Below are 23,921 nucleotides of genomic sequence, written 5' to 3'. Positions count from 1 at the left end.
CTGAGCCAGGATCAAACTCTCAAATTAATGATGAGTTCTAAAAAGCTCATTTAATGTTGTACTAAAATTTATTTGCTAGCGAATTAACTTCGCAAATGTTTTGCTCTTGATTCAAAATCAAGAGACCCTAAACATTTGATTCGTCGAAACTTTGTTCAGTTTTCAAAGGTCTAAATCGTTCGTTGATTACCTCAACGCAACTTAATCATCATATCAAGTTATCAACATCTTGTCAACAACTTTTTATAATTAATTTTCGTTGGAAGCAAGCGGCTAACCGCTTTGTGCGCCTCAACAACGTATACTAATTTACCAATTATCCTGATAAATTGCAAGCCCTAAAATGCAAAAATAACCAGTCAATAATATCATGTTAATCAATCCACTTTGATAATATACGGTATTTAAAACCATAATCATGTTAATTGACTTCAAATCCTACCTACCACCACCATAAAATCCGCTTTTACTTAAGTTTAGCCTCCAAATGTCTCAACAATGTTCGGGTAAAAATAATCTAACTTTTTTTCAATAAATCGCTTTCCGAACTAAAGTTACTCAATCTGACCCAACAAAAACGGCAGTTAGCTTAGGAAAACCTAAGCTAACTGCCGTTTTAAATCTAATTATTTATCTTCTTCTGGACGCATCGTTGGGAAAAGTAAGACATCACGAATCGAGTCCGCATCCGTCATTAACATAACCAACCGATCAATCCCGATACCTAACCCACCAGTAGGCGGCATCCCGTATTCCAACGCCTCGACAAAGTCTTCATCAATATGTTCAGCTTCGTCGTTACCAGCAGTCCGTTCCGCAGCCTGAGCTTCGAAACGTTGCCGTTGGTCAATTGGATCATTCAATTCACTGAACGCATTGGCGTATTCATTACCTAAGATGAAGAGTTCAAAACGATCAGTAAACCGTGGATCTTCTTCATTCTTCTTAGCTAATGGCGAAATTTCAACTGGATGACCATAAACAAAGGTTGGTTCATTCAACGTGTCTTCAACAAATTCTTCAAAGAACGCATTAATGATATGACCAACTTTCCAGTATGGTTCATACTTCACGTGATGTTCATCCGCCAATTTTTGTGCATCTTCAATTGACATTGGTTGCCAGAAATCAATCCCAGTCTTTTCTTTAATCGCATCGACCATGTGAATTTGCTTAAATGGTTGATTGAAATCAACTTTTTGATCATGATAAGTGACAATGCCATCGTCAGTTACGGCTTGCGCTGCGGCTTTAAAAATACCTTCCGTCTCAGCCATTACATCATGGAAGTCGAAATAGGCGACATAAGTTTCCATCATGGTAAATTCAGGATTATGTTCACGGTCCATCCCTTCATTACGGAAAACCCGACCAATCTCATAAACCTTTTCCATGCCACCAACGATCAGGCGCTTCAAATGTAATTCCAACGCAATTCGTAAGTAGAGATCAATGTTCAACGCATTGTGGTGAGTCACAAATGGCCGTGCTGCCGCACCACCAGCTTGATTATGCAACATTGGCGTCTCAACTTCTGTGAAGCCTTGATCGTCTAAATGATGCCGAATCGCTGAAATGATCTTCGTCCGCTTCAAGAAACGATCAAAGCTATCGCGGTTAGAGATCAAGTCCAAATACCGTTGGCGATAGATCTGTTCCACATTCTGTAACCCATGGAACTTATCTGGCAATGGTCGTAACGCCTTTGATAAGAACGTTAAACCAGTTACTTTAATCGTTAATTCGCCAAAGTCCGTCTTAAAAACTTGGCCGGTAATTCCAAGGAAATCACCAATATCAGAACGCTTGAAGATATGGTAAGTATCTTCGCCGACTACATCTTTACGAATGTATAACTGCATCTTACCTGAGCGATCCCAGATATCAGCAAAACCGACTTTACCCTTACCACGCTTAGCTAGCATCCGTCCAGCAATGGTTGCCACCACTTGTTTAGCGTCTAGCTCGTCCTTATCCATATCCCCATACTTGTCTTGCAAGTCCTGGGCTAAATCAGTCCGTTCGAACCGGTGACCAAAGGGATCAATCCCCTCTTCACGCAGTTCATCCATTTTTTCGCGACGAACCTTCAGTTGGTCGTTCATCGTCTGTTCTTGTCGTGCCACTAGTGTTCCTCCATTTCTAGTTAGCGTACAGATTTATTCCGTACCTAAACAATCACTACATGTTAATTTTGACAATCACGCCGCCAAAATGCAAGTTAATTATTCACTTTACCGCGTGACTAGCCAAATAAGTTGCCGTCTGCTCCTGAAACTGCGTTAAAATGCGCATCATTTCTGCTAACGAGCTTGCCTCCATTAAAGCCACTTTGGTCCGTGCCGACCTTGGGATGCCTTTTAGATAGTACGGCGCTTGTTCACGGAATTCATGACATCCGCCCCGCTCACCTTTTAAAACCACTAACCGCTGCAAATGTTCCATTGCCGTTTGCATCTTAGCCATCGGTGTGGGTGGCGTTAGTAACTCCCCGGTTGCTAAATAGTGTACTGTCTGGGTAAGCATCCACGGATTACCTTCTACCGCCCGGCCAATCATGACGGCATCGGCCCCGACTTCATCAAGCATCCGCGCAGCATCTTGAGGTGTCTGAACGTCACCATTACCCATCAATGGAATCGTGAGGGCATCCGCCACCCGTTTTAACACGTCCCAATCAGCATGGCCTTGGTACATCTGCTTACGAGTCCGTCCATGCATTGCAACGGCAGCTGCACCAGCTCGTTCGGCAGCCCGCGCATTCTCGACGGCATATACGTGCTCTGCGTCCCAACCAGTTCGCATCTTGACCGTCACTGGTTTATTAACCGCAGCAGTCACAGCCGCGACCATCTCGTAGACTTTATCTGGACTTAAAAGCCACTTAGCGCCCGCATCAGTCTTAACCACTTTATTCACCGGACAGCCCATATTAATATCAATAATATCAGCATTGGTCTGCTGATCGACAAACTGGGCGGCTTGAACCAGTGTTGCTTTCGAACCACCAAAGATTTGAATACTCATTGGATGTTCTTTTGGATCAACAAACATCATTTCCAGGGTCTTACGATTATGATACATGATCCCGCGATCAGAAATCATCTCACAAACGACTAACCCCGCACCAAAATCCTTGCAGATTACTCGAAAGGCCGCGTTAGTCACGCCGGCCATCGGTGCCACTACGACACGATTGGGAATCGTCACATCACCGATCTGCCACTCTTGATTCATTAAGCGTCACCCTTGGACCGTGAGAGCACTGCTTCTAGTTCGCGTTCACTGAACTGATACTGGTCCCCACAAAAATGACAAACTGCCGTGGCACCATGATCTTCATCAATCATTGCTTGAACCTCATGCTTGGGCAAAGCCATTAGTGCTTCGGCAAATCGTTCTTTAGAACAATCGCATTCAAACTTAACTGGCATTTTATCTAATACCTTAACGTCACCATCAAATAATAAATCCAAAATATCTTCTGGTGACTTACCATCACGCATCAATTGGGAGACTAATGGCATGTCTTTGAGCTTGTTTTCTAGCGAGCTGATGGCTTCATCCGTCGCATTTGGCAATACTTGCACCAAAAAGCCACCGGCAACTCCAATCGAATTGTCGTCATTTACAAACACCGACAAGCCAACAGCTGATGGAATCTGTTCGGACTGTGCTAAGTAATACGTAAAGTCTTCGCCTAATTCACCAGAAACTAACGCAACCGTTCCGGTGAATGGATCCCCAACCCCCTGATCCTTAGTCACAGATAAAAAGCCATCAGTTCCAACAGCCGCCTTCACATCGATCTTATGCTTATCATTCAAAGGCAAGTGCACATGGGGGTGCTGTAAATACCCCTTGACCGTACCTTTAGCATTGCCATCAACAACGATACCACCAACAGGACCGTTCCCGTTGATTTTAACGGTCATTTGTTCTTCACCCTTTAAAACCGATGATGCTAATAATAACGTACCAACCAAGCTGCGGCCTAACGCTGCTGATGCTGCACTCCAGGTATCATGTCGGCGTTGGGCTTCAGCAACCACGCCCGTTGCGCTAACTGCGTACGCTCGAAACATCTCATTACCCGCGACGCTTTTTACTAAATAATCTGCCATTTAATCATACTCCTATCTCAATCCGTCTTTAATTGCGACCCGACGCTCATAACCGAATTAACGCAATTGATTTATTTTCCTGAAATATCATAACGCATAAAAGGAGCCGAGACAAAGTCCCAGCTCCTTCATTTTACTTTATTCAATACTATGCTTGCGAATTAGTATCATCCTGCGATGATGGTGTGGCACTTTCAGCATTTGGTAAACCGGTGGCTGAAGTTGCGACATCACTGTCGGTAGCTGATTCAGTGGCTGAATTAGCTGTTGAATTGACACTACTGTCAGCACTAACTTCTGAACTAGCATCCGATTCACTTGGGAAACTTGGTTCAGCAACACTCACATTAGTCGTAGTGTCAGCTGAGTCTGCTTGCTTATCATCCGCACTTTGGTTTTGCGCGTGCTTTTCAGCTTCGCGACGTTCCAATTCACGTTTGGATTCTTCGAAGGTAGCTGCTTTCTCACTTGGAAATTCATTACTATCCTTTTCAGGCATCTTACCAGTCTTAAACAGACTGAGAATTTGCTTTTCATCCAATGTTTCGTACTTCAATAAGGCTTCCGCAATTAACTTATGCTGTTCACGGTGTGACTCGATAATATCCGTAGCAGTTTGATGCGCTTCTTGGCTCAAACGCCGGACTTCATCATCGATCAATTGTGCCGTATGTTGTGAAAAGGCACTCGCACCCATACCCTGTTGGTAAGCTGCTTGTTGGTTGGCATTTTCTAACTCAACAGGACCAAGCTTTTCACTCATCCCATATTGAGTAACCATTGCCCGGGCAATTTGCGTTGCCTGTTCAAAGTCATTAGAAGCACCTGATGATTGCGCCCCAAAGATAATTTCTTCAGCAGCACGACCACCCATTAAACCAGCCATTTGTTCCTTCGCATCACGTTTCGACATCAACATCTGATCTTCACGTGGTAACATGATGGCATAACCGCCAGCACGACCCCGTGGCACGATCGTTACTTTATGAACGACCCGTGCATCATTCAAGACCAATCCAACAATCGTATGACCAGCTTCGTGATAAGCCACGGTTTCCCGTTCATGCTTATTCACAACGCGATCATGCTTAGCAGGTCCGGCAATGACCCGATCTTCTGCTTCATCGAGATCCGCAGCGTCAACTTGCTTCTTATTACGACGGGCAGCTAACAAGGCCGCTTCGTTCAATAAGTTTTCCAAATCGGCACCCACGAATCCAGGTGTTTGCTTGGCAATTTCCTTCAAATCAACGTCAGCTGCTAATGGCTTATTCTTAGCATGGACTTTTAAGATGGCTTCCCGACCCTTAACGTCTGGACGACCAACTAAGATCTTCCGGTCGAAACGACCTGGACGAAGTAAGGCAGGATCAAGTACATCAGAACGGTTTGTCGCCGCCATGACGATGACACCTTCATTACCTGTAAAACCATCCATTTCAACTAACAATTGGTTCAGGGTTTGTTCACGTTCATCATGACCGCCGCCCATACCATTGCCACGTTGCCGACCAACCGCATCAATTTCATCAATAAAGATGATAGATGGGGCGTTCTTCTTAGCTTGTTCGAATAAGTCCCGAACCCGGCTAGCACCAACCCCGACGAACATTTCGACGAAGTCAGAACCAGAGATTGAGAAGAATGGGACACCAGCTTCACCGGCAACCGCTTTAGCAAGCAACGTTTTACCAGTACCAGGAGGCCCCTCGAGGAGTACCCCAGATGGGATCCGTGCACCTAAGGACACGAACTTCCGCGGATCTTTCAAGAATTCGACAACTTCGACCAATTCTTGCTTTTCTTCTTCTTCACCGGCAACATCTGAGAAACGAACCTTATTTTGCTTACTATCAGCTGGTTTTGCTTTGGTCTTACCAAAGTTCATAACCCGGTTGTTCCCGCCGCCTTGTCCTGCTTGTCCCATCATCATATAGAAGAGGAATAACATCAGGATGACTGGCGCGATGTACATTAATAACGTGACCCAGATGCCGCTAGATTCTTCGGCCTTAGCCGTAACCTTGACGTCATGCTTAGCCGCCAACTTAGAAACTTGGTCAACCGTGGAGTTGTTTTCCAACATCGTTGTTGAAAATGACGTCGTCTTTGTAGATGCGCTCTTGATACCAAGGGCGTTTGCAGAAGAAGTCGTCCGTGCTTTCCGGTATGAACCAGTTACCTTGTAGACGCCGCCACTAGGCTGGATACTAACGTTTTTAACGTTATTCTTATCTAATTGTTTGACAAATTCGCTATAACGAATATTTTGCGTTTGTGAGCCGGAATTACCGCCAAAGAAAAAGTAGATAATTCCCATCAAGCTCAGAAACATCAAAATGTAAAATAAGCTATTACGAAAGAGTCCATTGCGTCGATTGTTCATATGTGCCTCCTTCATCGAAACTTTTATATACAGTACTTCGATAGTCTAAATAATAGCACATTTGACTATCATTGACCAATTATTTATGCTCGTAAATCGCAGGTTTTAAAATCCCAACGTACGGCAAGTTCCGATAGCGTTCTGCATAGTCAAGACCGTAACCGACCACAAACTCATTCGGTACTTCAAAACCAATATAATCTGCCTTAATATCAACGAGTCGACCAGCTGGTTTATCCAATAACGTGCAGACCTTAACTGAGTTCACATCGCGCCGCTTCAACAAATCGATCAAGAACTTCAACGTCCGCCCGGTATCAATGATGTCTTCAATGACTAACACATCACGACCCGTCACATCAGCATCTAAGTCCTTCGTTAGTTGAACCTCACCACTAGAGATCGTTTCATTACCGTAACTTGATAAATTAATAAAATCAAGATCCGCGTAAATATCCATTTCACGAATAATGTCCGTGGTAAATAAAACGGCACCCTTGAGTACGCAAATAATTAATGGGTTCTTACCAGCATATGCAGTTGTGAGTTCTTTTCCTAATTTTTGTGCAACCTGATGGATATCCTCGCGACTATAAAGTACTCGTTCAATGTCGTTGTTCATCGTTTCAGATGTACTCCTTTCAACTCTCGTGTTTTAAGGCTAAAAATACTGTCTGGGTACCAGTCGTACGATAGCTAAACTTATGACCGACCACCCACAGAACGTTCCCTTGAGCATTCACTAACACTTGCACCTGTTCACGCCGTTCAGCCGGAACTTTTCGATCAATCAGCAGTCGACGTACCAGCTGATGACCACCGCCCTTGAGAACGATTCGATCACCAGCTTGCCACGGCCGCCACACTAGCGGCCAATCGGCTTCTGTTAACCAAAATGGCTGACTGACAACATTTGGCACCCGCGTAAAGATTCCCACCGTTTGGGTTGCAGTAATTTTCTGCCATTGGTTTAAGTCTACCATAATTTTTTCACGGGGCATTAACTTTTTACCCCTTTTTTTTATTGGCAAAGCTTCAATGATACCAGCGTTACGGTACAACTCCCAGGCCGCGTTTACCGTTAATCTACTCGTGGCAGGCCGCGTCCGTTGTCCCCACGAGACCAGCGGTTGTAACTTCGACTCGGTGAATAGTTGTTGCGTCTGCTGCTCGAGCCACGTCGCAAAAACGGCTAACTGCCACTGGCTCGGGAGTGCGCCCCACTGATCAACAACCAACGCCCCTGTGGCCGTTACGACCTGCGACAGTAGTACCGTGACCATTTGCTTTTTAGCCGTCAACAGCGTTGTCAACTGTTGCTGGTAATCGGCCACATGCTTTAATAACTGGGGATTAACCGTCATAAGTTCTGGCACGACACGGTGCCGAATCCGATTACGGGTCAAGGCCACATCTTGATTAGTAACGTCTTCAAAATAAACGACATGCTGCTCGGCAGCATAGTTTCGTAGCTGATCTTTCGACCACGTCAACAACGGCCGAATTAATCGGCCTGTTGCAAAGGGCCGACTAGTTGCGATTCCTGTCAATTGTGAGATGTCACCACCACGCGCAAGCTTCATCAGATACGTTTCGACTTGATCATTGGCGTGGTGCGCAGTCAAAACTGCCGTTGCACGATTTTCCCGCATCACCTTAGCAAAAACATGGTACCGAAACTGACGCCCAGCTGCTTCAATACCACTCTTGGGATGTGCCGCGGGTAGCCAATCGGCCATGACTAGCTTCAAGTTTTGCTGCTGGCAATATTGTCGCAAGTAGTCCGCTTCCATTTGACTTTGTTCGCGTAAATGATGATTAACATGAGCCACCACTACCCGTGGCCGTTCCGCTGCTGGCAATCGTTGCAACAAATGCAACAATACCATTGAATCGACCCCAGTCGACACCGCTACCACCACTGTTTGCTGTGGTGATAACAGTTTGGCTGCAGCTAATTGCCGATTGAACTTTTGAATTGGTGTCATCTTAACCTCCCATCTAACTTCATTATAAATACATTGGATTTATTTATTGTTAAAACTTGCCGATTAGTTGGCTGGTCGTTTGTCACCTATTTGAACATTATTCCGACTGGATAGCATAAGATGAACTAGCCAAGCAAGTTTACGGTAACTCACACCGTTTCCAACGTGTCTCGCTGACTGACCTTGAACAATCGGCAATTTTCAATAAAAAAAGCACGGTCGTGACTCTAAATAGCCGCACCGTGCTTCAAAATTTAACTAGATTAATGGCAAGTCACTAAGTTTAGCTACGACGACCACCACGGCCACCACGCTTACCTTCAGTATTACGCTTTAAGGTTGCTAGCCGATCCTCGCTATCTTTTAAGAAGCCAGACATCAATGAATCAAAGTCCTGCTTCTTAGGTTCATGTTGTCGTGATTGGTAACGACCGCCGCCATTTCCCCCACGACTATGGAAATTATTTGACCGATCGTGATGATTGCCATTGCTTTGACGTTCACCATGACCATGGTTGTTACCTTGATGATTGTTTGGCCGGTTGCCACCCTGATGGTTGCCATGATGTTCATGTTCACCTTGAGGCTTGTCAACCGCTTTACGAATTGACAAGCCAATCTTACCGTCATCACCAACGGATAACACTTTGACTGTAACATCGTCGCCCACGCTCAAGACATCATGAATGTCCTTTACAAAGCCATCGGAAACCTCACTGATGTGTACTAGCCCCGTTTGATTATTACCCAAGTTTACAAATGCACCAAAATTAGTAATCCCAGATACCTTACCAGTGACTTTTGTACCTACTTCAATTGCCATAAAAAAAGTTGTTCCTCCTATGAAATAATGGTTTTAGTATAGCATACTTTGTGAAACGTTGAGTTATACATTTAAGCAATTAATAAAAAGTGGTCTACTCATATAAAGCAGACCACAACCCCGATTAGTTGGCAGTTACATCGGCAGCATTATCATTTGGTAAGCTGTAGACCGTTTCGCCACTCTTCGTATAATCATACTTTGAACGTAATAACTTTTGTAAGTAATCCTTATTATTCAACTGTTTGATCTGACTCTCAAGTTGATTATTTTTTTGCTGCACCTTTTTTAATTTAACTTGACTGGTCGCAACTTGACGGTTTACCTGGTGCAGATTGGACCGCGTATTAATCAACTGAAAACCAAAGAATAGTATCAATGCTCCGAACACCGCAACAATCAAAATAAACCGTCGCCGCCGTACTTGTGCAACACGCTGGGCTTGCCCATGCTCGTCGGTGGCAACTTGACGAATATAATCATTATCTAACTGCTTGATTTTGTTACGTGACCCGTTCGTCATGTTGGTCCAGTCCTTTCAAATTAGGTTGCCTAAATTATAACAACTTCATCGGCCGGTGTAAACGACATCATGCTGATTAAGTCAACGTTTACGACCATTTCGATGAACGGATACACCGACCTAATCACTAAATGGTTGGCGATAATCCGTTTTGTAGTCTTCGCTGATGATGTCATACATCAGCTCGGCATCATTTTTCTTAGTTGTTTCCAATAACTGCGTCACTTTGACTGTTAATGTCTTATTTCCAAAACTAATAATTAGTTCATCATCAACGCTAACATTACTGGAAGATTTCGCTACCTTACCGTTAATTTGAATCCGCCCCTTATCGGCGATTTCTTTAGCAACAGAGCGCCGCTTGATGATTCGTGAAACCTTTAAAAACTTATCTAAACGCATACTCATGAATGATGTTCCTTTCCTTTTGCAACGGCCTTAATTAGCCGCTTTCCATATGGCAACACTAACCACTCGCGAATCGTGAATAATCGGGCATAGACGGCCCCGGCAACAAACACCAGCACACCGATTAGCACCCCAATCACCGTTATAATTCCAGCCATTCCACGCGTATTCGCTAGTATCGGACCTACTAAGGCGGTGATTTGATGACAACTAAGGATCACCACGATACCCATTACGGCACTTAATGCGAGCAATTTTATCAAATAACCACTCTCTAATAGCACCTGCTGCAAGTCTTCCGGCGAACCTAACCACATGACCGCAAACATCACGGCCAAGCTCAATACGGTCACCGCACTGGCACCGTTGATGCCATAGTGGACCACGAAGATGTAATTAGCCAGCACTTTTGTCGCTAATCCAGCAATGATGCCAATAATCATGGCCGTATATTCGTTCAAACTCTGTAACACACTTGTATACGTCGTAATCAACGCTGCAAATAAAATACTAATGATATAGATTCGCAATGCCGTTGTTCCTTCTAATGAACCAAATAACAAGCGATTGATTTGTGGCATCAACGCAACTAGACCGACCGTCGCTGCCATTGATAATGCTAAACTAACGTGAACCATCGCCTGTGTCTGGCGCTTGAATTCAATCGGTTGACGCTTGGCTAACGCATCCGTCAAAGCAGGCAATAACGTTGCTGAAAAGGCCGTCGCCACCACCAACCCTAACTGAACCAAAGGTTGACCACGATCGTAGACCCCTTTTAGTGCCTTGGCTACTTCTGGTAACTGACCTTGATGCACCAAGCCCCGCATAACCGTAAATGAATCCACTAATTGCAGTAAGATAACAACAGCGGCGACAAGACACAGCGTCCCACCTTCAATTACAAATCTTTTGGTTAATTTGCGATAACTAGGTAACGGGTGGGTCGGTGCGGGTGCGGGCGCCAATAAATAGCGTAGACCAAAAGCAGTAAAAATCAGTGATGAACAGATTGCAGCTAGTGGCGCTGAACTCATTGCCCACGTTCCCATCCGATAATTATCCCAACCGAGACGGACACTGAAATATGCAGCCATGATGATAATTGCGACCCGTACGACCTGTTCGATCAGTTGGGACACTGCGGTCGGTCCCATCAAAAATTTTCCTTGATAGTAACCACGGCCGGTTGCTAACCATGGCATAAAGACAAACATCCAAGCCACGGCACTAATGATTGGTGCTAGATTAACGTCACCCATGTGGGCCGCAATCCACGTTGCACCAAGCTGCAAGCCGAAAAAGACGACCAACGATAATCCGGATAAGATATGAAACGCCCGCCGTGCAATCAGCGACTTACTCGTTTCGTCTGGCTGTTCTGCCACTAACTTAGAAATAAAATTTGGAAATCCATTTAATGCAAAGGTCATGCCAATGCCGTACAGCGGATAAATCTGCTGATAAACGTAAAATCCCGTATTACCAACCATGTTCTGTAAAGGAATCCGGTATACCGCGCTTAAAATCTTAGCGACTAATGATGATATCGATAAAATTAACGCACCTTTGAACACGGTGTTCAAGTGATCCTTTGGCATAACAAATCCCTTCTACCGAGCAACTCGGTGTCTCATACTAATTCATTTGAGCCGCGCCCTGACTAGCCAGGACAACGCCCCATCAGACGATAATTCCTGCTATTTGCCATTGGTTCCACTCGATAGCGCTTAACCCACCCCGTGCAACCATGCTTCATAACAACAACTACCGAGCTAAGACGCACTAGCGACATCGTCTTCGGCTAAGATCAAACTCAGTTGTTCGACAAACTGTGTTAATTGCGCCAGCCACTCATCCTGTTGCATCTTTGGCTGAATGACTAATTTAACCTTCATTTTATCATCATCAATTCCAACTGTCGCTTTTAATTTTGTTTTTGCCAAGGCCTTAAAAATATCTTTAGTATCTAGCTTAGCCGTCCCTTGTTTGGATAACGTTAGGTGTAGCTCACTATCGTCACGCTGAATCTTCTCAATCAGCGCGTCATCCGCCAGTAACTTCAGCTTACCTACTGCTAATAGTCCAGCGACTTCTACCGGATAATCACCAAACCGATCCATTAAATCATCCTGAACTTCCATGTACTGATCATTATTCTCCAGCTGGCGAATCCGTTTATAAATTTCGATCTTTTGCCGTTCATCTTCAATATAGCTGGTCGGCAAGTAGGCTTCGATTCCAAGTTCGACCGTGGCATCGGTCTTAACTTTAGCCGCCTGACCACGCTTCTTCGCCACTGCTTCTGACAACATCTGGGTATAGAGGTCATAACCAACTGAGTCAATAAAGCCGTGCTGTTGCTTACCTAACAAGTTACCAGCACCCCGAATCGACAAGTCGCGCATCGCGATTTTAAAGCCAGATCCAAGTTCCGTAAAGTCCTTGATGGCCTGTAACCGTTTCTCACCAACTTCTGTCAAAACTTTATTTTGCTGATAAGTAAAGTAAGCATAGGCAACCCGACTACTCCGACCAATCCGGCCACGCAACTGGTATAGCTGTGACAGTCCCATCCGGTCAGCATTTTCCACAAATAAGGTGTTGACGTTTGGAATATCAACCCCGGTCTCAATGATCGTCGTTGTCACTAACACATCGTACTCACCCCGAATGAAATCGTAGAGAATCCCTTCGAGTTGTGACTCAGGCATCTGACCATCAATATGGGCCACCGCCGCGTCGGGAACCAAGTCTTTGATCTGTGCAACGACTTTATCAATATCATGAACCCGGTTATGCAAATAAAAGACCTGCCCATTACGTTGCATTTCTCGTTCAATTCCCTCTTTAATGACGCCAAAATTCTGTTCCATGACGTACGTTTGGATCGGATAACGGTTCGTTGGCGGCGTCTCAATCACTGATAAGTCCCGTACACCGAGCATCGACATGTGTAATGTTCGCGGAATCGGCGTTGCCGTTAACGTCAAGACATCCACACTAGCCTTCAAGGCCTTCAGTCGTTCCTTGTGCTTGACCCCAAACCGTTGTTCCTCATCAATAATGAGCAGGCCCAGATCAGCAAACGCGACGTCCTTAGACAGTAAGCGGTGCGTACCAACCACGATGTCAATTTCACCACTCTTTAACTGTTGGACCGTCTCTTTCATTTCCTTAGTTGTTCTGAATCGTGACAGCATGCCAACGTTAATCGGGTAGCCTTCAAACCGATTCAGCATCGTTTCATAATGTTGCTGAGCTAAAATGGTCGTTGGCACTAGAAAGGCCACTTGTTTGCCGGCCTCAATCGCCTTAAACGCGGCCCGCAACGCGACTTCCGTCTTCCCATAACCAACATCGCCGACCAATAGGCGGTCCATCGGTTTCGGTCGTTCCATATCATGCTTGATTTCATTAATACTACGAATTTGATCCGGCGTCTCTGGGTACGGAAAATCGTTATCGAAATCATCTTGATAACTATCGTCCGGTGGAAAGGCGTAACCTTTCTCCGCCTCTCGCTTGGCATACAGGTCGACTAGTTCATCCGCGATATCTTCAATTTTCGCCGCGACTTTGCGCTTCGCTTTCGTCCATTCGGTACCACCCAACTTATTGATGCGTGGCGTCTTTGATTCTGACGAAACGTACTTTTGAACTAGGTTTAACTGGGTCACGGGAATAAAGATCTTCGCATTATTTTGATACGCAATCGTAATGTAGTCTTGATGGACACCATCAACTTCCAGCGTCTCCATACCAACGTACTTTCCGATCCCGTGATTGACGTGCACGACGTAATCGCCGGGTTTGAGATCCGTATAACTCTTCAACCGTTCGGCATTAGCCAAGGTCTGACGACGTGGACGCTTCTTAGCCACCTTCTTGAACATTTCTTGCTCGGTTACGATGACTAATTTACCATCCGGAAACTCAAATCCATTTTGCAAGCTACCTTGCACGATTTGAACCGCACCCGGTTGTAAATTAGTGGCCTTAGTCATGACCGCTTCGATTTCAAAATCATCAAGCGTATCACTGACCTTTGTCAGACGCTCAGCCTCTGATACCATCAAGACCACCGTCTGTTTAAGCTTATGCCACCGATCCAGTTCGGTCTTCAACGCTGGGAGCTGCCCAAAAAATTCCTGCATCGGGCGTGTGCGCACGTTAGTTACTTGCGCTAGTTTGACGTTGCCGATGCCCTTTTGAAACAGCGAAATCAAGAGTTGTGCATGTTGGTCATCCCGGAGCAAATCCCGAATATCATTGCCGTAACTCGCAGTTGCCAACACCCGGTGATGTGCCAATTGGTCCGTAACCCAGTCAGCTTCTTGCGTTAATAACTGCTGCTCACTATCAAGCAAACGCGAATATTCTTCGAAGATAACGAGCCCGTCAGCGGCCACATAGTCAAAAATACTCGTTTTCCGGTCGTATAAATAATCGCCATATAATAATAAATCGTTTCCGATAATTCCTTTTTCCATGTCATCTAAAGGTTGTGCTAAATTATCGGCCAAAGTCTGGCGTTCGGCTGGCTTGAGTTTCTTACTTTCAGCCGCAATCGCCGTTTTAAGACGCTGTGCCCCGGCCTGCAGCATAGCTGATGTTAGGATAAAGTCGGTAGCTGGTAAAATCGTATACTCATCCAAGTTTTCCACCGAACGTTGCGTTTCCGGGTCAAAATACTTCAGTGTATCAACTTCAGTATCAAAGAAGTCCAGTCGTAAAGGGTAGTCCGCATCTAACGGGTAAATATCCACGATTGAGCCCCGTACCGCAAAATCTCCTGGGCGTGCGACTAACTTTTCCTTAACGTAACCCATGTCGTGTAGTTGCCGCTGCAAGTCTTCCAAATCAATATCTTGACCAACGGCTACCGGTAACGTGGCTGCTTGAAATTGTGCGACGGGCGGCAAGAACCGCCGGGCACCTGCAACCGAGGTCACGATCACTGCCGGAATGTCACGCAATAAGGCGTTTAAAGCCTGGACCCGTTGCGCTCGTGACTCTGGTGAACTTGTCGCAACCTCCGTCGCAATCATTTCTTCAGCTGGGAATAAAAAAACTTGGTCTTCATCTAAGAGACTCGTTAAATCATCCACTAGCTGACTCGCGTGAAAACCGTTATCGGTCACGATCAGTAATGAATGCGTTAATTGGTGAAATAGCGCGCTTAAATAAACCGTTCGTGCCGAACCGTTCAATCCGGTGATTAGTTGCCGACTACGCGGGCTGATACCTGCTAAAATTGTTTGAAAGTCGGGCGTTTGCTCAACAATCGTTTCAATATCCATTCTGTCGTTTCCTCCCGGGCTAGTTATATTGATTCATAACTGCCGCAAAATCATCATTTGCTAACCAAGCTTCGACCGCCGCTAGCGCCGTAATCTTAGCATCGTCAAACTTCGCCACTTCGGCTGGCGTAAATTTCCCCAACACGTAATCAACAACACTCATCTTCTGAGGATGGTCAATACCAACTTTAACGCGCTTGAAGTGCTGATCACCAACATGACTAATAATGCTCTTGATGCCATTATGACCACCCGCCGATCCCTTTTGTTTGAGGCGTACTTTTCCTAATGGCAAATCTAAATCATCATGTATAACGAGCAAATCAGCAGGATCAACATTGTAATAGCTCATCAACGGTCCCACCGCTCGTCCAGAATCATTCATATAAGTGGCGGGTTTCACCAGTAAAATCTTCTCACCGTCTTGAAAAGCCGTTGCCACCTGTGCTTCAAATTTACTCGTTTGAAACGTAACGTTTAGTTTGCTAGCTAATTCGTCCACAATCATAAAACCAACATTATGACGTGTCTGGGCATATTGCCGCCCAATGTTGCCTAACCCAACGATCATTTTCATAATTTTATCTTCTCCTATTACTTTGCATACCAAAACAGGCCGAACCGGTAATCGACCCGATTCGGCAACTCTGAGTAACGATACCACCTAAGTCGTATTGGCACCACTACTCACACCGTGACCGACGCGCCCGCCAGTCAAGTGTTCAAAAGTTAGCGTTTATTAAGTGCGATAAGTATACCACAAAGGGCTTATTGACGCCCGCCAAAGGGTTTTGCGGACATTGTTAATAATTGTATTAAAAGCATGCTCAATCTAACACTTATTTTGCACAAACATGGTATACTTTAACCGTAAAAACTAAATTTTCACTACGAGAGGATGACTTATTTTGTCAAGCATGCCAAATCATCAAAAAGTTGTGTTAGTCGGCGACGGCGCTGTTGGTTCTAGTTACGCTTTTGCCATGGCACAACAAGGAATTGCTGAAGAATTTGTAATTGTCGATGTTGTTAAAGATCGGACAAAGGGTGACGCCCTTGATCTTGAAGACGCCCAAGCATTCACCGCTCCCAAGAAGATTTACTCAGGCGAATATTCAGATTGTAAGGACGCTGACTTAGTTGTTATTACAGCCGGTGCGCCTCAAAAGCCTGGTGAATCACGTTTAGACTTAGTTAACAAGAATTTAAATATCCTATCATCCATTGTCAAACCAGTTGTTGACTCCGGCTTTGACGGCATCTTCTTAGTTGCTGCTAACCCTGTTGACATCTTAACTTACGCTACTTGGAAATTCTCAGGTTTCCCAAAGGATCGTGTCATTGGTTCAGGGACTTCCTTAGACTCTTCACGTTTACGCGTTGCGTTAGGCAAACAATTCAATGTTGATCCTCGTTCCGTTGATGCTTACATCATGGGTGAACACGGTGATTCTGAATTTGCTGCTTACTCAACTGCAACCATCGGGACACGTCCAGTTCGCGATGTCGCTAAGGAACAAGGCGTTTCTGACGAAGATTTAGCCAAGTTAGAAGATGGTGTTCGTAACAAAGCTTACGACATCATCAACTTGAAGGGTGCCACGTTCTACGGTATCGGGACTGCTTTAATGCGGATTTCCCAAGCCATTTTACGTGATGAAAATGCCGTTTTACCAGTAGGTGCCTACATGGACGGCCAATACGGCTTAAACGACATTTATATCGGGACTCCGGCTGTGATTGGTGGAACTGGTTTGAAACAAATCATCGAATCACCACTTTCAGCTGACGAACTCAAGAAGATGCAAGATTCCGCCGCAACTTTGAAAAAAGTGCTTAACGACGGTTTAGCTGAATTAGAAAATAAATAATCATTTCATACGATTAAATGTATGATGAACGCTCGTCTATAGCAGACGGGCGTTTTTTTGTTTGCTTGAGGGTACCTTAGCGATTCATTAAAGCGCAACACGCACTAAAGGCTATTTTTAAAACTTTCTTATCACGATTACCGGCCTTGAAGTTTGCACTCATCTCACTTCTGTTATAAGGTGAGAATATTACGAATATATGGAGGACCAACTTAATTATGAAACATAAACGTGGACTTATGATTGGGGGCAGTATCCTCGGTCTCCTCGTCATCGGATATGTTGCCACGAGCTTAATCTGGCAACATCAACAAACGTTCCTCAGTAATACGTCGGTCGCTGGTGTTGACGTCAGTGGTAAAACCGCCGCTCAAGCAGCACCGAAAGTTAATCGCGCTTTAGAACATCGCACTTATCGAATTATTGAAAACGGCCAAACAAAGTACTCATTTACCAGCAAATCAGCCGGTATTACAATCAATACTAAAAAAGATTTAACCAAATTAGTGACCAAACAAAACTACTGGCGTTGGCCCCTTGCACTATTGCAATCGGCTCAGGCTGATGATAGCTCAGCGGTTGGACAACTAACCATCAATCACACTGATTTAAAAACCCTACTACAAAAAATCACCACGACTGCCAATCAAACCAAACGAACAAAAACTGAAAACGCCAAGTTAGTTTATCAACATAACCAAGTTGAGATTAAGAAAGAAGTTCAAGGAACCGAATTAGATCAAGCTAAACTTAAGACGGTCGTCACCAAAGCAATTAGTAATGGTGACAGTCATATCACCCTTAAAGACGCCTACGTCACTCCGACCGTTACCAGCACGAGTGCTAGTTTAAAGACGGCCAAAGTAAAATCAGCGAAATACGCTACCGAAAAGGCCACCTATAATATCAACGGTCATAAATTCACGATTCCTCACGACCTAATTCTCAGTTGGATTAAAGTCGATAAGCAAGGCAAAGTGAGTTTAGACCAAAACGCTGTTCTGACTTACGTGAAGCAATTGAATGATAAGTATCATACCTATCATACGACGCGTCAGTTCAAGAGTACGGCGCGTGGGACCGTATCCGTCAGCGGTGGGTTTTATGGCTGGACCATTAAGACCGAAGCAGAGGCCAAAGCCCTTGCTACTGAAATTTTGAAAGGCAAGGACTTTACCCGCTCACCAATCACCAGTGGTTCCGGATATAACAACAAGGGCACCGACATCGGCAACACCTACGTCGAAGTTGATAAAGAAAATCAGCATATGTACGTCTACGTTGATGGGAAGCTCAAAGTTTCAACGGACATCGTTACTGGAAAGCCCGGTAAACACGCTACAACAACGGGTGTTTGGTACATCTGGAATAAGGAAAAGAACGCGACCCTTAAAGGTGATAATGACGATGGCTCAAGTTATTCCCAACCAGTTTCTTATTGGATGCCGTTCGATGACACTGGCGAAGGAATTCACGATTCTTCATGGCAAACTCAATATGGTGGTACTTGGTACAAGAAGCACGGCTCGCATGGTTGTGTGAACACCCCACCTTCTGTCATGAAAAAAGTTTTTGCTGCCGTGCCAGTCGGAACACCAGTCATTGTTTTCTAATTTAAATCTAATTTAACCAAGCCGGTCTGAATGTTATCAGGCCGGCTTTTTCATCCCTTTTAGCCGTCGTTTGATGTCATAATGATACGTGTAAGCGGTCGTTTTATGGTATTATTTATTAAAACAAACTAATAAATCTGGGGGACCAACTGCTATGCTATTAAAAACACTCGTAAAGCCTAAAGAACGCCTCGTCACCATTACGGCGGACGCGACCTTAGAGGACGCCTTAAAAGTCTTGGAGGATTCCGGCTTCCGCTGTATTCCAATCTTAGATGAAACCGGTCATATCTTCCGCGGCAACATCTATAAGATGCACATCTATCGGCACAAGTCACGGGGCGGCGACATGTCGCTTCCCGTGACGACCCTGCTTAAAAATGCCACGAAAACGATTCAAGTCGACTCCGCCTTCTACAACATCTTCTTCTCCATCAAAGATTTGCCATACATTGCGGTGCTCGATGAACACGGCTATTTCTATGGCATTCTCACTCATACGCGTCTGCTCGACATGCTCTCACAATCTTGGAACGTTAATGTTGGTAGCTATGTTTTAACAGTTGTCTCCGTTGGTGAACGTGGTGATCTTGCAGCCATGGCTAAGATTATCACGAAATATACTTCAATCGCCGGCTGCCTGACCTTAGACGTCCAAAACGGGACACTCGGTTATCGGACGCTCTTTACCTTGCCAGAAAATGTCGACAGTGAAAAGCTCAAACGAATTATCGACAACTTGAATCGCAAACAATTTAAAGTCATCGAAGTGGAAGATTTACAAGCTGAATAATCACAGTTGCCCCGAGGTTACCTTGGGGCTTTTTTTATGAGATGAATTTTCAGTTCAAAAGCGACCAGCTTAAGACTGCTGAAAACAGTTCGAATTAGCGTAAACCTGTCTGGCTGAAGCGTCCTACCACCGACTTACAGGCATTTTTGTCAATTGTCGGAACGTGGTGGGCGCAGATTTGAGTCAAAATATCGCGTCTCAAATGCTGGCCGTTCACTCCCTAATGCCATATTGACGAAACGTGTTCGGGTCAGCTGTGTTCCAGCAATTGGCACCCAGCTCCGGAAGTCTTAGTAGAACACACACTGGAATCTTGATGAAGCATTAAATTATCGCTGACTAATTTCAAACTATTTAAATCTACCTGCTAATTTTAACGACCAATATCATTTATCTAAAATCGTTTGACAAACATAATAGTCAATGATAAAGTAGTCAACATTAAATAAAGATTAGAAAATAATTAAACGCGACGATTAGGAAAGTAGCACTTAAGCAATTGTTCAGAGAGGTTCCGGTTGGTGAAAGGAATTCATATTGCTATCTTGTGAAAATCCCCTAATCACGGTAAGTGCGATCATTATTTGTGAGTACTTAATGGCAGCATCCATTATCATGCTAGCGCATCGTCACTTAACTTACCGTGCGTGAAGTGAGGCCAGTTTACTGGCAAATAATAGGTGGTACCGCGGAAACGCCCTATATCAATCAACTACTTGATTGGTATAGGGCGTTTTTATTGTCTAATCGAAGGAGGAATTTCTATGTTAACAGGAACTCATTTAATACAGCTAAAAAATGGTTTTCATTTATTTACTCGGACAGTTGGTCACGGGCCAGTCAAAGTATTATGCGTTCACGGTGGCCCTGGTAGTAATCATACTGAATTTGAAAACTTTGCCACTGAGCTAGGTGAAGAAAATTTTCAAATCAGCATGTATGATCAATTAGGCTCCTTTTACTCAGATCAACCTGACTTTTCAAGGCCTGAAAATCAACAGTTCTTGTCTTTGGATTATTATTTGTCTGAATTAGAAGAAGTCCGCCAGCAGCTCGGACTCGAAGACTTTTACTTACTTGGTCACTCGTGGGGGGGCTTATTGGCTCAAGAATATGCTCTGAAATATGGTCAGCACCTCAAAGGCTTAATTATCATGAGTATGATTGATAACATCGCTGAATACACACCACACGTCAATAAATTGCGCGAACAAACGTTAATAGCGAGCCAAGTTAGCTATATGCAAGATATTGAAAACGCGGAGGCCTTTGATGATCCAGAATACAAAAGCCTTGTCACGACTCTCAACCGGCACTTCGTTTGTCGTCATCCGGAAAATGCGCCTCGTCAATTAGTCTCAACACTAGCTACCCCTGTTTATAATTATTTTCAGGGCAATAACGAATTCGTGATGGTTGGGGCATTAAATGGCTGGGATCAACGTGCAAACCTCCATAAAATCATGACACCTACTTTACTCACTTTTGGGGAATACGACACGATGCCGCTATCAGTTGCCCGGCGTATGCAGCGAACTCTTCCAAAGGCACGGTTAACTTTAACGCCAGATGGTGGTCATTGTCATAGTGTAGATAATCCCACCGCTTTCTTCCATAGCTTGAGACGCTATCTCACCGATGTCGAAACCAATCAATTTACAGCATATTAATTGAGGAGGAACGCTAATGTTGATGAAAAAATTGACAACTATTAGTTGCCTTTTACTAGTACTAAGTAGTCTAACCGCTTGTGGGCAAGCACATGCCAATGTCACAACCACCAGGAAAACCCTGCATTTGATGCAGGATAGTGAATTAACCTCATTGGATACCTCAAATACAGCCACACTTACACAATGGAACGTCTTACAACAATCCATGGAAGGCCTCTATCGCATGAACGCTCAGAATAAAGTGGTCGGTGCAATGGCCACTAAAGTCGTTAAACCAACAAATCATGGCAAAACCTACACCTTTCACTTACGACGAAATGCAAAGTGGAGTAATGGTCACACCGTCACTGCCAAAGATTTCGTAACAGCTTGGCAACGCTCTGTCAGTGCCACTTCTACCTCTGGTTATAGTTACATATACGAAGGTATCAAAAACGCTGCTCAAATTTCAGCCGGACATAAATCTGTTAAATCATTGGGCGTTACTGCAGTGAATAAGCACACTTTAAAAGTTACGCTCAGCCACGCCATGCCATACTTGAGTAAGATGCTCACCATGCCCGCTTTCTTTCCCCAGGATCATCAAGTGGTGTCCAAATACGGGAAAGATTACGGAACTACTAGTACAAAAATGGCCTACAATGGCCCGTTCGCCGTTAAAGGTTGGAACGGGACTAATGATTCTTGGAATTTGTTAAAAAATACATACTATTACGATAAAAGTGACATCAAGTTAAATAAAATAACAATGCAAGTTGTCAAAGACTCCACAACTGCCCATAATCTCTTCTCACAAAATAAATTAGATGACGCTACTGTCACCGGCGTCACCGCGCAGGGTGTTCAAAATGACTCGCATCTGAAACACGTCAGTAAAGCTGGCACTTATTATTTACGTCTCAACATGCAAAAAAATCGGGCTTTAAACAATCAATATTTACGTCAAGCCTTGAATCTTGTGCTTAATAAAAAAACACTCACCAAAAATATTTTGAGTGATGGTTCAACACCTGCTTACAATTATGTCACACCAGGTTTAACCACCGATCCCACTACGGGCAAGGATTTTGGTACTGAAACTCAAAGCACCTACCGACACAATGTTGCTAAAGCACAAGTATTATGGAATAAGGGTCTCAAGCAACTTGACCGTTCTTCTGTAACATTAAAGCTAGTTAGTGATGACACGACGGTCGCTAAGAATATTGACCAGTTTGTTCAAGCCGCTGTAGCACAAAACCTGAAACATGCCAAAATGTCAGTTTCAGCGATACCTTCAAAGGCCTCCGGCGAAGCAGTTACTAACGGAAATTACGATTTGACTTATACACTCTGGCTAGCAGACTACGCGGACCCGATTTCCTTTTTCGACATTCTGACAAAGAACAATCCGCAAAACTACGGGCACTATGATGACACTGTTTTCAATCAACAAATCACCGCTGCACACAACCAGAACGCAACTAACACACAATCATACTGGCAAAATATGAGAACTGCCGCCAAACGTCTCAACCAAACAGCAGCAGTCGTACCGCTTTACAACATGACTGAAAGTCACCTTGTAAATTCTAATTTAAATGGTGTCAGCTATCATGCGGTTGGCGAAAACGATTATACGCGTGCTTACTTCAAATAATTGTCTGGGTTCTGAAATAAACATCAGTCATTATGCACTATATCTGCCCATAATGAACTCTCATCGCCAACTTCACTATGAGTCGATTAGATTATTTTGTTCAACTGACATCGTAATGACTCGACAAAAAAACCATTATTTCAATGACTCATCCTTCATCGAAATAACGGTTTTTAGTCTGATTTGTAAAAATCACACCCTACTGAATCCGGTCACTAAAGTGCAAGACCCGATCCAAGCTGTACATAATTGGCGCGGTGATACTCATGATAATCAACTCTGATAAAGCAGTTGTTAGATACGTCGGCCAGAAAGCGACGCCGCTACTCATCATGGTAATCATCAGTGCGATCATAAACATCGAAACGGTGAATAGCGCGATATTCAGTAACATCCGTTGCCAAACCGTCTTCAACTTAGGGGCCAACCACGTCAATACCAGCAGGGCTAATAATGATTGGCCGCCACCAAAGAGAACGTTGAGGAGACTCGCACCGGGACCAAAAGCGTCAAACAAAATAACGCCAGCAACAATTCCCCAAATATACTTGCGATTGAACACGGCTAAGTGGTTCAACCCTTCAGAAACGCGGAATTGAATTGCGCCCGATGCTAAGCTAAAAGCTGCGGGGCCTAGGCATAGTACAACATACATTGCAGCGACTAGGGCGTTGATAATCCATGGTCGAATTTTTGATTGTGTCATTCGCTTAATTCCTCCTAGTTTTTTTAACGTGGGATGGTTACGAACCACGTATTGATTGAAACAAAGCGAAT

At 44.3% G+C, this 23,921-nt stretch carries 18 protein-coding genes and 1 riboswitch; of the genes, 5 read left to right on the top strand and 13 right to left on the bottom strand.

Annotated features, from left to right (window positions below; genetic code table 11):
• Window positions 1-626: 626 nt before the first annotated feature.
• From lysS to pth, 12 genes are all read right to left on the bottom strand, one after another.
• A complete protein-coding gene (lysS, locus tag ACOV1R_RS08275; protein WP_003642090.1) occupies window positions 627-2,126 on the bottom strand; it encodes a lysine--tRNA ligase in 1,500 nt (499 codons plus the stop codon).
• 103 nt (window positions 2,127-2,229) lie between these two features.
• On the bottom strand, window positions 2,230-3,237 hold the full coding sequence (dusB, locus tag ACOV1R_RS08270) for a tRNA dihydrouridine synthase DusB (RefSeq protein WP_003642089.1): 1,008 nt from the start codon (window positions 3,235-3,237) through the stop codon (window positions 2,230-2,232).
• Complete coding sequence (gene hslO / locus ACOV1R_RS08265; protein WP_003642088.1) at window positions 3,237-4,124, bottom strand: Hsp33 family molecular chaperone HslO; 888 nt, start codon at window positions 4,122-4,124, stop codon at window positions 3,237-3,239. Before hslO ends, dusB begins: the two co-directional genes overlap by 1 nt.
• A gap of 148 nt (window positions 4,125-4,272) precedes the next feature.
• Window positions 4,273-6,510: an ATP-dependent zinc metalloprotease FtsH gene (gene ftsH, locus ACOV1R_RS08260; RefSeq protein ID WP_003643854.1), complete on the bottom strand. Its 2,238-nt coding sequence runs from the start codon at window positions 6,508-6,510 to the stop codon at window positions 4,273-4,275.
• Window positions 6,511-6,589: 79 nt separating this feature from the next.
• Window positions 6,590-7,132: a hypoxanthine phosphoribosyltransferase gene (hpt, locus tag ACOV1R_RS08255; RefSeq protein WP_003642086.1), complete on the bottom strand. Its 543-nt coding sequence runs from the start codon at window positions 7,130-7,132 to the stop codon at window positions 6,590-6,592.
• A 19-nt stretch (window positions 7,133-7,151) separates the two neighbouring features.
• The gene (gene tilS, locus ACOV1R_RS08250) at window positions 7,152-8,498 is read right to left on the bottom strand and encodes a tRNA lysidine(34) synthetase TilS (protein ID WP_003642085.1); all 1,347 of its coding nucleotides are present in this window, start codon (window positions 8,496-8,498) and stop codon (window positions 7,152-7,154) included.
• A gap of 283 nt (window positions 8,499-8,781) precedes the next feature.
• Window positions 8,782-9,321, bottom strand: coding sequence for a S1 domain-containing RNA-binding protein (locus ACOV1R_RS08245; RefSeq protein ID WP_003642084.1), 540 nt, complete (start codon window positions 9,319-9,321; stop codon window positions 8,782-8,784).
• Between the two features lie 124 nt (window positions 9,322-9,445).
• Entirely contained in the window at window positions 9,446-9,844 is a 399-nt protein-coding gene (locus tag ACOV1R_RS08240) for an FtsB family cell division protein (RefSeq protein WP_003642083.1), read from the bottom strand.
• Window positions 9,845-9,964: 120 nt separating this feature from the next.
• Window positions 9,965-10,246: an RNA-binding S4 domain-containing protein gene (locus tag ACOV1R_RS08235; protein ID WP_024272511.1), complete on the bottom strand. Its 282-nt coding sequence runs from the start codon at window positions 10,244-10,246 to the stop codon at window positions 9,965-9,967.
• Between the two features lie 2 nt (window positions 10,247-10,248).
• Window positions 10,249-11,853: a putative polysaccharide biosynthesis protein gene (locus tag ACOV1R_RS08230; protein ID WP_003642081.1), complete on the bottom strand. Its 1,605-nt coding sequence runs from the start codon at window positions 11,851-11,853 to the stop codon at window positions 10,249-10,251.
• Window positions 11,854-12,027: 174 nt separating this feature from the next.
• A complete protein-coding gene (gene mfd / locus ACOV1R_RS08225; RefSeq protein WP_097557995.1) occupies window positions 12,028-15,555 on the bottom strand; it encodes a transcription-repair coupling factor in 3,528 nt (1,175 codons plus the stop codon).
• Between the two features lie 19 nt (window positions 15,556-15,574).
• Window positions 15,575-16,132 carry an aminoacyl-tRNA hydrolase gene (gene pth / locus ACOV1R_RS08220; protein ID WP_003642079.1) on the bottom strand — a complete coding sequence of 186 codons (558 nt, stop codon included), beginning with the start codon at window positions 16,130-16,132 and terminating at the stop codon, window positions 15,575-15,577.
• Between the two features lie 331 nt (window positions 16,133-16,463).
• Here pth and ACOV1R_RS08215 point away from each other — a divergent pair, with 331 nt between their 5' ends.
• The 5 genes from ACOV1R_RS08215 (at window position 16,464) to ACOV1R_RS08195 (ending at window position 23,144) form a co-directional block, all read left to right on the top strand.
• On the top strand, window positions 16,464-17,426 hold the full coding sequence (locus ACOV1R_RS08215; protein WP_021357235.1) for an L-lactate dehydrogenase: 963 nt from the start codon (window positions 16,464-16,466) through the stop codon (window positions 17,424-17,426).
• A gap of 218 nt (window positions 17,427-17,644) precedes the next feature.
• Window positions 17,645-19,039, top strand: a complete 1,395-nt coding sequence (locus ACOV1R_RS08210) for a L,D-transpeptidase family protein (protein ID WP_022638510.1) — start codon at window positions 17,645-17,647, stop codon at window positions 19,037-19,039.
• A 154-nt stretch (window positions 19,040-19,193) separates the two neighbouring features.
• On the top strand, window positions 19,194-19,832 hold the full coding sequence (gene cbpA, locus ACOV1R_RS08205; protein WP_003643849.1) for a cyclic di-AMP binding protein CbpA: 639 nt from the start codon (window positions 19,194-19,196) through the stop codon (window positions 19,830-19,832).
• A 764-nt stretch (window positions 19,833-20,596) separates the two neighbouring features.
• Window positions 20,597-21,502, top strand: coding sequence for a proline iminopeptidase-family hydrolase (locus ACOV1R_RS08200; protein WP_013355206.1), 906 nt, complete (start codon window positions 20,597-20,599; stop codon window positions 21,500-21,502).
• A gap of 16 nt (window positions 21,503-21,518) precedes the next feature.
• Window positions 21,519-23,144, top strand: coding sequence for a peptide ABC transporter substrate-binding protein (locus ACOV1R_RS08195; protein ID WP_013355205.1), 1,626 nt, complete (start codon window positions 21,519-21,521; stop codon window positions 23,142-23,144).
• A 199-nt stretch (window positions 23,145-23,343) separates the two neighbouring features.
• Here the strand turns inward: ACOV1R_RS08195 and ACOV1R_RS08190 are convergent, their stop codons facing one another.
• Window positions 23,344-23,850, bottom strand: coding sequence for a QueT transporter family protein (locus ACOV1R_RS08190; RefSeq protein ID WP_003642074.1), 507 nt, complete (start codon window positions 23,848-23,850; stop codon window positions 23,344-23,346).
• An 8-nt stretch (window positions 23,851-23,858) separates the two neighbouring features.
• Window positions 23,859-23,904: riboswitch (PreQ1 riboswitch) on the bottom strand.
• Window positions 23,905-23,921 lie beyond the last annotated feature (17 nt).

Source organism: Lactiplantibacillus sp. YT640, from assembly GCF_049745435.1.
In the GTDB taxonomy this organism is placed as follows: domain Bacteria; phylum Bacillota; class Bacilli; order Lactobacillales; family Lactobacillaceae; genus Lactiplantibacillus; species Lactiplantibacillus plantarum.
Note: the sequence above shows the minus strand (reverse complement) of the source record. Positions and strands in the feature narration are given on the sequence as shown.

Coding starts and splice junctions, on each gene's coding strand:
- dusB (WP_003642089.1), bottom strand. CDS start 3,237: ATGAATCAAGAGTGGCAGATCGGTGATGTGACGATTCCCAATCGTGTC.
- hslO (WP_003642088.1), bottom strand. CDS start 4,124: ATGGCAGATTATTTAGTAAAAAGCGTCGCGGGTAATGAGATGTTTCGA.
- ftsH (WP_003643854.1), bottom strand. CDS start 6,510: ATGAACAATCGACGCAATGGACTCTTTCGTAATAGCTTATTTTACATT.
- hpt (WP_003642086.1), bottom strand. CDS start 7,132: ATGAACAACGACATTGAACGAGTACTTTATAGTCGCGAGGATATCCAT.
- tilS (WP_003642085.1), bottom strand. CDS start 8,498: ATGACACCAATTCAAAAGTTCAATCGGCAATTAGCTGCAGCCAAACTG.
- ACOV1R_RS08245 (WP_003642084.1), bottom strand. CDS start 9,321: ATGGCAATTGAAGTAGGTACAAAAGTCACTGGTAAGGTATCTGGGATT.
- ACOV1R_RS08240 (WP_003642083.1), bottom strand. CDS start 9,844: ATGACGAACGGGTCACGTAACAAAATCAAGCAGTTAGATAATGATTAT.
- ACOV1R_RS08235 (WP_024272511.1), bottom strand. CDS start 10,246: ATGCGTTTAGATAAGTTTTTAAAGGTTTCACGAATCATCAAGCGGCGC.
- ACOV1R_RS08230 (WP_003642081.1), bottom strand. CDS start 11,853: ATGCCAAAGGATCACTTGAACACCGTGTTCAAAGGTGCGTTAATTTTA.
- mfd (WP_097557995.1), bottom strand. CDS start 15,555: ATGGATATTGAAACGATTGTTGAGCAAACGCCCGACTTTCAAACAATT.
- pth (WP_003642079.1), bottom strand. CDS start 16,132: ATGAAAATGATCGTTGGGTTAGGCAACATTGGGCGGCAATATGCCCAG.
- ACOV1R_RS08210 (WP_022638510.1), top strand. CDS start 17,645: ATGAAACATAAACGTGGACTTATGATTGGGGGCAGTATCCTCGGTCTC.
- cbpA (WP_003643849.1), top strand. CDS start 19,194: ATGCTATTAAAAACACTCGTAAAGCCTAAAGAACGCCTCGTCACCATT.
- ACOV1R_RS08200 (WP_013355206.1), top strand. CDS start 20,597: ATGTTAACAGGAACTCATTTAATACAGCTAAAAAATGGTTTTCATTTA.
- ACOV1R_RS08195 (WP_013355205.1), top strand. CDS start 21,519: ATGTTGATGAAAAAATTGACAACTATTAGTTGCCTTTTACTAGTACTA.
- ACOV1R_RS08190 (WP_003642074.1), bottom strand. CDS start 23,850: ATGACACAATCAAAAATTCGACCATGGATTATCAACGCCCTAGTCGCT.